This is a genomic window from Streptomyces sp. NPDC050658 (assembly GCF_044457025.1).
Taxonomy (GTDB): Bacteria; Actinomycetota; Actinomycetes; order Streptomycetales; family Streptomycetaceae; genus Streptomyces.
Genome location: NZ_JBITGM010000001.1, coordinates 1486025 through 1496897, shown reverse-complemented (window position 1 = coordinate 1496897; position 10873 = coordinate 1486025). Strand labels below are relative to the sequence as shown.

General features: G+C 69.7%; 11 protein-coding genes and 1 other RNA gene. 10 read left to right on the top strand and 2 right to left on the bottom strand.

The features are described from left to right. Window positions 1-70: 70 nt before the first annotated feature. The gene (gene prfB, locus ACIBKX_RS06710; protein WP_363272034.1) at window positions 71-1177 is read left to right on the top strand and encodes a peptide chain release factor 2; all 1107 of its coding nucleotides are present in this window, start codon (window positions 71-73) and stop codon (window positions 1175-1177) included. A gap of 318 nt (window positions 1178-1495) precedes the next feature. Then, window positions 1496-2161 carry a hypothetical protein gene (locus ACIBKX_RS06705; protein ID WP_363272033.1) on the top strand — a complete coding sequence of 222 codons (666 nt, stop codon included), beginning with the start codon at window positions 1496-1498 and terminating at the stop codon, window positions 2159-2161. Between the two features lie 104 nt (window positions 2162-2265). Here ACIBKX_RS06705 and ACIBKX_RS06700 read toward each other — a convergent pair whose 3' ends face one another. Further along, on the bottom strand, window positions 2266-2457 hold the full coding sequence (locus ACIBKX_RS06700) for a hypothetical protein (RefSeq protein ID WP_363272032.1): 192 nt from the start codon (window positions 2455-2457) through the stop codon (window positions 2266-2268). 240 nt (window positions 2458-2697) lie between these two features. On the opposite strand from ACIBKX_RS06700, the gene ftsE reads away from it, so the two are divergent. The 8 genes from ftsE (at window position 2698) to dacB (ending at window position 9646) form a co-directional block, all read left to right on the top strand. Then, complete coding sequence (gene ftsE, locus ACIBKX_RS06695) at window positions 2698-3387, top strand: cell division ATP-binding protein FtsE (protein ID WP_363272031.1); 690 nt, start codon at window positions 2698-2700, stop codon at window positions 3385-3387. 53 nt (window positions 3388-3440) lie between these two features. Further along, window positions 3441-4358 carry a permease-like cell division protein FtsX gene (ftsX, locus tag ACIBKX_RS06690; protein ID WP_363272030.1) on the top strand — a complete coding sequence of 306 codons (918 nt, stop codon included), beginning with the start codon at window positions 3441-3443 and terminating at the stop codon, window positions 4356-4358. A gap of 78 nt (window positions 4359-4436) precedes the next feature. Continuing rightward, window positions 4437-5645, top strand: coding sequence for a S41 family peptidase (locus ACIBKX_RS06685; RefSeq protein ID WP_363272029.1), 1209 nt, complete (start codon window positions 4437-4439; stop codon window positions 5643-5645). Between the two features lie 18 nt (window positions 5646-5663). After that, entirely contained in the window at window positions 5664-6185 is a 522-nt protein-coding gene (gene smpB, locus ACIBKX_RS06680) for an SsrA-binding protein SmpB (RefSeq protein ID WP_363272028.1), read from the top strand. 137 nt (window positions 6186-6322) lie between these two features. Beyond that, window positions 6323-6692: a transfer-messenger RNA gene (gene ssrA, locus ACIBKX_RS06675) on the top strand. A gap of 259 nt (window positions 6693-6951) precedes the next feature. Next, window positions 6952-7224, top strand: coding sequence for a hypothetical protein (locus ACIBKX_RS06670; RefSeq protein ID WP_363272027.1), 273 nt, complete (start codon window positions 6952-6954; stop codon window positions 7222-7224). Next, entirely contained in the window at window positions 7221-8057 is an 837-nt protein-coding gene (locus ACIBKX_RS06665; RefSeq protein ID WP_363272026.1) for a collagen-like protein, read from the top strand. The genes ACIBKX_RS06670 and ACIBKX_RS06665 overlap by 4 nt, the downstream gene beginning before the upstream one ends. After that, on the top strand, window positions 8054-9646 hold the full coding sequence (gene dacB / locus ACIBKX_RS06660; protein ID WP_363272025.1) for a D-alanyl-D-alanine carboxypeptidase/D-alanyl-D-alanine-endopeptidase: 1593 nt from the start codon (window positions 8054-8056) through the stop codon (window positions 9644-9646). The genes ACIBKX_RS06665 and dacB overlap by 4 nt, the downstream gene beginning before the upstream one ends. Here dacB and ACIBKX_RS06655 read toward each other — a convergent pair. Next, a complete protein-coding gene (locus ACIBKX_RS06655) occupies window positions 9570-10823 on the bottom strand; it encodes an MFS transporter (RefSeq protein ID WP_363272024.1) in 1254 nt (417 codons plus the stop codon). The genes dacB and ACIBKX_RS06655 overlap by 77 nt on opposite strands. Window positions 10824-10873: the final 50 nt, after the last annotated feature.

Here is a 10873-nt window from a genome sequence, read left to right as displayed (position 1 = left end):
AGGCCGAGCGCAACCCGTCCTCCCCGCCCGGGAGGGCAGACCCCTTGCCCTCAGCCGTTAGGCTGGACCCGTGGCAGTCGTCGATGTATCCGAAGAGCTCAAGTCCCTCTCCTCGACCATGGAGTCGATCGAGGCCGTCCTGGACCTCGACAAGCTGAGGGCAGACATCGCCGTGCTCGAGGAGCAGGCGGCCGCGCCGTCCCTCTGGGACGACCCCGAGGCGGCGCAGAAGATCACCAGCAAGCTGAGCCACCTCCAGGCGGAGGTGCGCAAGGCGGAAGCGCTGCGCGGTCGCATCGACGACCTCGGCGTCCTCTTCGAAATGGCCGAGGAGGAGGACGACCCGGACACCCGCGCGGAGGCCGAGTCCGAGCTCTCGGCCGTCAAGAAGGCGCTGGACGAGATGGAAGTCCGCACACTCCTTTCCGGTGAGTACGACGCCCGTGAGGCCGTCGTCACCATCCGCGCGGAGGCCGGCGGCGTCGACGCCTCCGACTTCGCCGAGAAGCTGCAGCGCATGTACCTGCGCTGGGCCGAGCGGCACGGCTACAAGACGGAGCTCTACGAGACCTCGTACGCGGAAGAGGCCGGCATCAAGTCGACCACCTTCGCCGTCCAGGCCCCGTACGCGTACGGCACGCTCTCGGTCGAGCAGGGCACGCACCGGCTCGTCCGCATCTCGCCGTTCGACAACCAGGGCCGTCGCCAGACCTCCTTCGCCGGTGTCGAGATCCTCCCGGTCGTCGAGCAGACCGACCACATCGAGATCGACGAGAGCGAGCTGCGCGTCGACGTGTACCGCTCCTCGGGCCCCGGCGGCCAGGGCGTCAACACGACCGACTCCGCGGTCCGCCTGACCCACCTGCCGACCGGCATCGTCGTCTCCTGTCAGAACGAGCGCTCGCAGATCCAGAACAAGGCGACCGCGATGAACGTCCTCCAGGCGAAGCTCCTCGAGCGCCGCCGCCAGGAGGAGCAGGAGAAGATGAACGCCCTCAAGGGCGACGGCGGCAACTCCTGGGGCAACCAGATGCGTTCGTACGTGCTGCACCCGTACCAGATGGTGAAGGACCTGCGTACGGAGTTCGAGGTCGGCAACCCGGAGTCCGTTTTCAACGGCGAGATCGACGGCTTCCTGGAAGCCGGAATTCGCTGGCGCAAGCAGCAGGAGAAGTAACGGAAGAAGGAGCGTGGCGCGCACGCCACGCTTTGTCGACAAGGCAACTGCTGACCCACGGGCGGCAGTTGCCTTTTGTCGTGCGGGCCCTTCCTGACTCTTACGTCACAGTCACATCTCCGTACGCCGGTCAACTGCCCCTATTTCAGGCATCGCGCCCGCAACGACCTTGACGCTGTCATGAAAAGTGGAAAGGCTAGCGAGCGGCATGCGTATCTCTGGGACGCGTGTGATCTGTGGGGGCCGATCCAGCGCCCCCGGCACCGCAGTCCCGGACGCTGCCTCACTGACGATTCAGCTACTGGGGGTAGCAGCCAGATGACCAAGAAGACGCGGATCCGCGTGGCACGGATAGCGGCCGGTGCGGTGATCGCCGCAGGCGCCTCGCTGACCGCCGCCGGTGCCGCCTCGGCCCTGGACGTCGGCGTCGAGCTCGGCGGTGCGGGCGTCCACGCCAGCGCCGACGAGAACGGCATCGGCGTCGACGTGGGTGTGGGCGAGGACGACGACGAGCCGACCGAGGAGCCGACGGAGATCCCGACGGAGCCCACGGAGGAGCCGACCGAGCCGACCGAGGAGCCGACGGAGCCCACGGAGGAGCCGACCGAGCCCACCGAGGAGCCCACGGAGCCGACCGAGGAGCCGACGGAGCCCACGGAGGAGCCGACGGAGCCCACCGAGGAGCCCACGGAGCCGACCGAGGAGCCGAGCGAGCCGGGTAACGGCGGCGGCAACGGCGGCAACGACAACGACCCCGACGGCGGCGCCAACCCCGTCGAGCAGGGCAAGGGCAAGGACAGCCTGACCGACACGGGCTCCACCCCGGTCGAGCAGGGCGGCGACAAGGCCGACAAGGGCGAGCTGGCCGAGACCGGCGCCGCCGAGACCACGTTCCTGCTGATCGGCGCCGCGACGATGATCGCCGGCGGCATCGGCTTCCGCGTGCTGCCGCGCTTCGTCGGCAACCGCGGCGCCGCTGCCTGATTCAGGGCACAGCGGCAACGTACAGAATGTACGTAATGCACAAAGGAAGGGCCCGGAGCGGCAGCTCCGGGCCCTTCCGGGTGTCTTTGCGCGCCCCTGGCGCGCTAAGCGGTCTGGTGTGCCAGCAGTGCCATCGCCGCGATCAGCACGACGAGCACGCCGATCAGGGCCGCAGGGCTGAGGCCGCCGAACGGCCCCTCTTGCTGCATGCGCTCGCGATTGGCCCGGCACACGGGGCAGCGGCCTTCGCTCACGGGCGCCGCGCAGTTCGCGCACACCAACCTGTCATAGGTCATGCGCTCCTCCTCCCGCACAGTCACAGCCTGCCCAACGCTAGGGGGAACTCAACCGTTCCCCCTTCCACTGTGCCAGCTTCCGCGGATTTCGGCGCGGCCCGCCCGGCACAGTCGGTTTCCGACTGATCTGTTCCGTGGTATATCCGCGACAATTCGCGCAACTCAGGACGCTGACTGCGCTCCCGCACCGGCTTCGCGTATGGTCACGCACACCTACCCCCGGCTACCCGTGGTGCATCCGTGATCCGATTCGACAACGTCTCCAAGGCCTACCCCAAGCAGGCAAGGCCCGCCCTCCGGGATGTCTCCCTGGAGATCGAGAAGGGCGAGTTCGTCTTCCTCGTGGGCTCGTCCGGCTCCGGAAAGTCCACCTTCCTGCGGCTGATCCTGCGCGAGGAGCGCACCAGCCACGGCCAGGTGCACGTCCTCGGCAAGGACCTCGCCCGGCTCTCCAACTTCAAGGTTCCGCACATGCGGCGCCAGTTGGGCACCGTCTTCCAGGACTTCCGTCTCCTCCCCAACAAGACCGTCGGCGAGAACGTCGCCTTCGCGCAGGAGGTCATCGGCAAGTCCCGCGGCGAGATCCGCAAGTCCGTGCCCCAGGTCCTCGACCTCGTCGGCCTCGGCGGCAAGGAGGACCGGATGCCCGGCGAGCTCTCCGGTGGTGAGCAGCAGCGGGTGGCGATCGCGCGCGCCTTCGTCAACCGCCCCAAGCTGCTCATCGCCGACGAGCCGACCGGCAACCTCGACCCGCAGACCTCGGTCGGCATCATGAAGCTGCTCGACCGGATCAACCGGACCGGCACGACCGTCGTCATGGCGACCCACGACCAGCAGATCGTGGACCAGATGCGCAAGCGGGTCATCGAGCTGGAGAAGGGCCGTCTCGTCCGCGACCAGTCGCGCGGCGTCTACGGCTACCAGCACTGACGACCCCGTCTCGCCCGTACCGTCTGATCCAACTGATCCACTGAAAGGCCGCCATGCGCGCCCAGTTCGTCCTGTCGGAGATCGGCGTAGGTCTCCGCCGCAATCTCACGATGACCTTCGCGGTCATCGTCTCCGTAGCGCTCTCGCTCGCCCTGTTCGGCGGCTCGCTGCTCATGCGCGACCAGGTGAGCACCATGAAGGGCTACTGGTACGACAAGGTCAACGTCTCGATCTTCCTGTGCAACAAGGCCGACGCCGAGCAGGACCCCAAGTGCGCCAAGGGCGCCGTCACGAACGAGCAGAAGGAGCAGATCCGTACGGATCTGAAGAAGCTGCCCGTCGTGGAGACGATCGAGTACGAGTCGTCCGACGAGGCCTACAAGCACTACAAGGAGCAGTTCGGCGACTCCCCGCTGTCCAGCTCGCTCACGCCGGACCAGATGCAGGAGTCGTACCGCATCAAGCTGAAGGACCCGGAGAAGTACCAGGTGGTCGCGACCGCCTTCTCCGGCCGTGACGGCGTGCAGTCCGTGCAGGACCAGAAGGGCATCCTGGAGAACCTCTTCGGGCTGCTCAACGGCATGAACTGGGCGGCGCTCGCGGTGATGGCGCTGATGCTCGTGGTGGCACTGATGCTGATCGTCAACACCGTGCGCGTCTCCGCGTTCAGCCGCAGACGTGAAACCGGCATCATGCGGCTCGTCGGCGCGTCGAGCTTCTACATCCAGATGCCGTTCATCATGGAGGCGGCCGTCGCCGGCCTCATCGGCGGCGGTGTGGCCTGCGCCATGCTGCTCGTGGGCCGTTACTTCATCATCGACCACGGTCTCGCGCTCTCCGAGAAGCTGAATCTGATCAACTTCATCGGGTGGGACGCGGTCCTGGCCAAGCTGCCGCTGGTGCTCGCCATCGGTCTGCTGATGCCCGCGCTCGCCGCGTTCTTCGCGTTGCGCAAGTACCTCAAGGTGTGACAAGTCCCGCCTGTTCCACAGGGCGTCGTACGGTTCAACCGACCGTGCGGCGCCCTTCGTTGTCCTAGACTCACCGGCATGTCAGGCCCCGACCGGTTCTGCGACCGGCTGTCCCGGCCCCGCCGTATCCGCCGCGGGGCGACCCTGGCATTGGTCTTCGCGAGCGTGCTCGCCACGGGCGCGGCCACCGGCTCCTGGACCGGCGGTGCGGACCGCGACGAGAAGTCGGCCGCCCCCGCCACCCGCTCCGTCGCCACCTCCGGAGACGCGGGCGACCCCGCGGACCCGGCCGAGACCGCCGACAAGGCCGCCGACGCCGCGGCCGAGGCGATGGCCGACGGCAAGTCCGGCAAGGAGGCCGCGCAGGACGCGGTCAGCCGCAGCGGCGACCGCTGGGGATCGGTCTACTCCCCCGGGGAGTACCAGGAGTTCGAGCAGGCCCTGGACGGCGCGTACACCGGAGTCGGCCTCTGGGCCAGGCGCGCGGCCGACGGCCACATCGAGGTCTCCCGGGTGCAGCGCGGCGGCCCCGCCGACCAGGCGGGCGTCCGCGCGGGCGACCGGCTCGGCAGCATCGACGGCAAGAAGGTCGCGGGCCTGCCGGTGACCGAGGTGGTCTCCCTGCTGCGCGGCGACCGCGCGGGCACCCCCGTCACCCTGGGCCTGAAGCGCGGCACGCGCGCGTGGCGCGAGACGCTGCACCGGGCACGGCTCTCCACGGACCCCGTGACGGTCACGGAGATGGCGGGCGGCGCGGTCCTCATCAAGGTCGACTCCTTCACCAAGGGCTCGGGTGAGCGGGTGCGCTCCGCGGTGCGCGAGGCACCCGCGGGCGCCGGCATCCTGCTCGACCTGCGGGGCAACTCCGGAGGCCTGGTGTCGGAGGCGGTCACCGCGGCCTCGGGCCTGGTGGACGGCGGCCTGGTGGCGACGTACGACGTGCGGGGCGAGCAGAAGGCGCTCCACGCCGAGCAGGGCGGCGACACCTCCAGACCCGTGGTCGCGCTGGTCGACGGCGGCACGATGAGCGCGGCCGAGCTGCTCACGGGCGCCCTGCAGGACCGCGGCCGGGCGGTCGTGGTGGGCTCGAAGACCTTCGGCAAGGGCTCGGTCCAGATGCCGAGCCGGCTGCCCGACGGCTCGGTCGCCGAGCTGACGGTCGGGCACTACCGCACTCCTTCGGGGCGTTCGGTCGACGGGCGGGGCATCACCCCGGACCTGGAGGTCGAGGACGCCGCCGAGACCAGGGCGGAGACAGTATTGACTGGCCTCGGACCCCCCTCGTAGTGCGAAAATGGCCGCACTATGGCGAAGGAAAAGGTAAAGCGCAAGGCCGCGAAGGCCGCTGAGAAGGCCCCCGCCCGGAAGATGGTCGCGCAGAACAAGAAGGCGCGGCACGACTACCACATCCTGGACACGTACGAGTGTGGCCTCGTCCTGATGGGCACCGAGGTCAAGTCGCTGCGGATGGGCCGGGCCTCCCTGGTGGACGGCTTCGTGCACATCGACCACGGAGAGGCGTGGCTGCACAACATCCACGTGCCCGAGTACGTACAGGGCACCTGGACCAACCACTCGGCCACGCGGAAGCGCAAGCTGCTGCTGCACCGGGCCGAGATCGACAAGCTGGAGTCGAAGTCCCAGGAGGCGGGTCACACGATCGTGCCGCTCTCCCTGTACTTCAAGGACAGCCGGGTCAAGGTCGAGATCGCCCTGGCCAAGGGCAAGAAGGAGTACGACAAGAGGCAGACGCTGCGCGAGAAGCAGGACACCCGCGAGACCAACCGCGCGATCTCGGCGGCGCGGCGCCGGCAGGGCATCGGCTAGTCCCGGGCAGCGGATCGGCCGGTGATCGCCCGGCCGCCAGGAATACGCTGGCATCGTCGTGCGTTGGTCACGTACGATGGTTCATGCCCCGCTGGTGACGGGGCGGCCCCTCCTCGGAGGGTTTGAAAAATCAACATGGGGATGATCGGTTTCGACAGCGGATGTCGAAGCAGGGGAAGCGTGTCGAGGAAGCGGCAATGATCTCGTTAACCATATGTCGCAACCAATAATCGCCAACACCAAGCGCGATTCCTTCGCCCTCGCTGCCTAAGTAGCGACTTGCGAAGTGTCAGCCCGGGGGTGATCCCGACCCGGATCCTGGCATCATCAAGGGATCTAAACTTCTAGGCCCGGTCACGGGACCTTGAAGGAAATCAAACAGTGACTGGGCCCGTCGGAGACTTGTCCGCGAGATCTCCGGGGCCGAGAAAATCGAAGCGGACTGCACACGGAGAAGCCCTGATTCTGCACCGTTGGACGCGGGTTCGATTCCCGCCATCTCCACCGAGGCGGAGGTGACTGTGCTCGCAATAAAGCGCGAGCACAGTCCACCTCGTCGAATATCTGGGGGCATGCCCCCAGACCCCCTCATCCCATGTGAGGTTAAAGCCCCCCGGCCACTGGCCGGGGGGCTTTAACCATGCCTGGAAGCGGGCGGCAGGCACATCTTCTGGGCATGTGACTCGTTACTGCATCCGAGTAGAGGTACACAGCAGCCGGGCGGCACCAGGGCCGGGCTGCGCGCGCAGGAGCAGGAGGCAGTCGCTTGGATGCCACCGTCACTCTCGTCGGGTCTCTTCTCGCCTGCCTGGGCGTTCTGGGCGCCGCCGTCGTGGCGTATCTCGGCAAACGCGGGGAGAACGCGCTCACCGGTTTCTCCAGTCTCACCGAGAAACTGCAGACCGAACGGGACCGGCTTGAGCGGCAGGTCGCCGAACGCGACGCGAAGTTAGCCGAGTTGAACGCCCTGCACGTCCATGACCAGAGCGAGATCGCCCGGCTGCTCATCGACAACCAACGGCTCGGAGGCACGCCGTGATCCAGCTCGAGCGACTCCTGGCCCGCCGTTGGCGCAGTGTGTTCCTCGTCTGCGTGCTGCTCGCGCTCTCCGGGGTCGCGGTGATCCTCTGGGCCCGGATCGACGCCGGTGACCGCCGCGCGGACCGGCTCTCGGCGGAGGCGGAACGGCGCGGCGAGGCCGTCTCCACGCTCGCCCGTGACGTACGTACGCTGCGGGCGCAGGTCCGCGCCCACGGCGACACCCCCGCCGCGCCCGACCCCTCGGACGCCGTCGACGACCTGCTGGCGCGGGTGCGGGTGCCTGCGGGGGCCGCTGGTGCGGACGGTACGGATGGCTCTGACGGTGTCGACGGGGCTGATGGTGCCGACGGCACGAAGGGGGCGGACGGGAAGTCCGGGGAGCAGGGAGAGCGCGGGGCCGGCGGGAAGCCGGGGCCCGCGGGGGAGCAGGGGGAGCCGGGCGAGCCCGGTGAACGCGGGGCGCCCGGCGAAACCGGGCCGCCGGGGGCCGCGGGCGCCGACGGGGCGAAGGGCACGGACGGGGCCGCGGGTCCGCCCGGCGCCGCGGGCGAGGGCGGCGGCGCGGGACCCGCGGGCCCGCCCGGCGAGCGGGGACCCAAGGGCGAGCCGGGCGACCCCGGGCCCGCCTGCCCGGACGGCTACCGCCTCCAGCCGCCCGCCGACGACCCCGACGCGCTGGTCTGCCGCAGGGAGGGCGCGGCGCCCGTCGCACCGGGGCCGGTGCTTTCCGTGCTGGCGGCACTGCTGTCGCGAACGCGCCGCCCGCGCGAAGGGTGTCCGGAGTGGGGTCTGTCGCGGGGCGCCGGAGTCGGGGATGCTCCTGGGTCATGAGTAGACCCGTGAGACGCGTCAACACCCGTATGCGCCACTGGATCTGGCCCGCCGTGCTCGGCCTCGCGGCGGCCTCCCTCTCGCTGAGCGCCCCGGCCGGTGCGGACTCCGACCGCAGCGGGCTGCCCGAGGCGATCGACACGATCCTCGGGGATCCCCGGATGGAGGGCGGCGCCGCGAGCGTCGTCGTCGCCGACGCCACGTCCGGCGACGTGCTCTACCGACACCTGCCGAGCGGCCGGCTGATGCCCGCCTCCAACACCAAACTCCTCACCTCCGCGGCCGCCATGGAGCGGCTCGGCCCCGACCACCGGTTCACCACCGACGTACTGACCGACGGCAAGCAGCACGGAAACGTGCTCTCCGGAGACCTCTATCTGCGCGGCACCGGCGACCCGACGACGCTCGCCGAGGACTACGACCGGCTCGCGGCGAAGATCGCCGACGCGGGCGTCCGGCGGGTCTCGGGGCGGCTGGTCGCCGACGACACCCGGTTCGACGACCGGCGCATCGGCGACACCTGGAGCGGCGACGACGAGTTCTCGTACTACGCCGCCCAGATCTCCGCACTGAGCGTCGCCCCGGACACCGACTACGACACCGGGACGGTCGTCGTCGAGGCCACGCCCGGCGCGCGGGCCGGGGACAGGCCCAAGGTGACGGTGTCCCCGAAGACGGACTACGTAGAGGTCGAGAACACCGCCAAGACCGTCCCGGCGGGCGGCGAGGACACGCTCACCATCGAGCGGGAGCACGGCACCAACACCATCACGGTCACCGGAACCGTCCCCGTGGGCGGTGCCGCCACCAAGGAGTGGATCACCGTCTGGGAGCCGACCGGCTACGCGGCCGCGATCTTCCGGGACGCCCTCGCCGCTCACGGGGTGAAGGTGAGCGGACCCACCAAGGCGGGAATCGCCACTCCGAAGGGCGCGCGGCAGCTGGCGAAGCACGACTCCATGCCGCTGAAGGAGCTGATGATCCCCTTCATGAAGCTCTCCAACAACATGCACGCGGAGAACCTCACGAAGGCGATGGGCCACGCGTCGACGGGTCGGTCCGGAAACTGGACGGACGGAATCGCCGCCATCAGCGCCTACTTGAAGACGGCCGGTGTCGATCCGGGCAAGCTGCGCCAGGTCGACGGCTCCGGGCTCTCGCGCAAGGACAACGTGCCCGCGGACCAGCTGATCAAGCTGTTGCTCGCCGTGAAGGGCGAGCCCTGGTACGCGGACTGGTACAAGTCCCTGCCCGTGGCCTGCGACCCGGACAAGTTCGTCGGCGGCACCTTGCGCTCCCGGATGTGCGGGACGCCGGCCGCGCTCAACGTCCATGCGAAGACCGGGTCGTTGACGGGCGCTTCGGCGCTCTCCGGGTACGTGAAGGACGCGGACGGCCGTGAGCTGGTCTTCAGCATCATCCTCAACAACTACCTGCCCTCCTCGGTGAAGGCCCTGGAGGACGCGATCGTCGTGACGCTCGCCAAGTCCACCAAGGACAAGGCCGAGCCGGTCAAGCCGCGTGCGAAGCGTGCGGGCGAGCCGAGCGGGGACCTGGAGTGCTCGTGGCGGAAGCCTGCGCGATGCTGAGCAGCAGCGCGACGCACGCGGCGGTGACGGGAACGGCGTAACCCGTGGTGGGGCCCAGGTGCTCCACCACCCAGCCGCCGCCCGCCGCACCGCAGGCGATGCCCCCGAGGAGGCCGGTCACGGCGAGGGTCATGCCCTCGTTCAACTGCCCCTCGGGGGTGCGCCGCTGGACCAGGGTCATGCCGGTGACCATGGTCGGGGCGGTCGCCATTCCGGCGACCAGGAGGGCCCCGGCGAGCACCAGGAGCGACCCGGTGAGCGCGGCGGCCAGCAGCGGAAGCGTCATCAGGGCGGCCATCGCGGTGGCGCACAGGAGCTGCCGGCGGCGCAGCGAGCCGCGCGGATCGACGGCTCCGTAGAGGAGGCCCGCCGCGCAGGAGCCCGCCGCTTGCAGGGCGAGGATCGCGCCGGCGGCGGACTTGTGCCCCCGCGCGTCGGCGTACGCGATCGTCACCACCTCCATCGATCCGAAGACGGCACCCGTGGCGAGGAACACGGCGAGCAGAGCGGGCATCCCGCGCGCGTGGAGGGGCGATTTCGCCTTCGTGGTCGTACGTTCCTGAAGCGGCGGTTCCGTCGTGCGCTGGGCGGCGAAGACCAGGACGCCGGTCAGCAGCAGGACGACGCCCACGAGGGTGCCGGCCTCCGGGAAGAGCGCCGCGCACAGGAAGGCCGCGAGGACCGGGCCGAGCATGAAGCACAGTTCGTCCGCGGCCTGTTCGAAGGAGTTCGCGGTGTGCAGGGCGCGCTCGTCGCCCTTCAGGAGATGAGCCCAGCGGGCACGGGACATGCCCCCGGTGTTGGGTGTCGTGGCCGTCGCCACGTAGGAGGCGAACAGGGTCCAGTCGGGCGCTCCGTAGTGCACGCACAGCAGCAGGGAGAGCGAGCCGAGCGCGGCGATCGTGGTGGCGGGCACGGCGATCCGGGCCTGGCCGTGCCGGTCGACGAGGCGTGCCGTCCAGGGGGCGACGACCGCGGTCGCGGCGAGGCCCGTCGCGGTGACGGCACCGGCGAGGGCGTACGAACCGCGCGCTCCGGCGATCATGATGACGGCGCTGACGCTGAACATCCCCATGGGGAGGCGGGCGATGAGGTTGCCGACGGTGAAGGCGACGGCTCCGGGTATGCGGAAGAGACGGGAGTAGGGGACGCGGCGGGGGAGTTCGGCGGGCGGCATGGGATCACCATCGCCGGGGCGGTGACATGGGGTCCAACACCTTCCGGGTG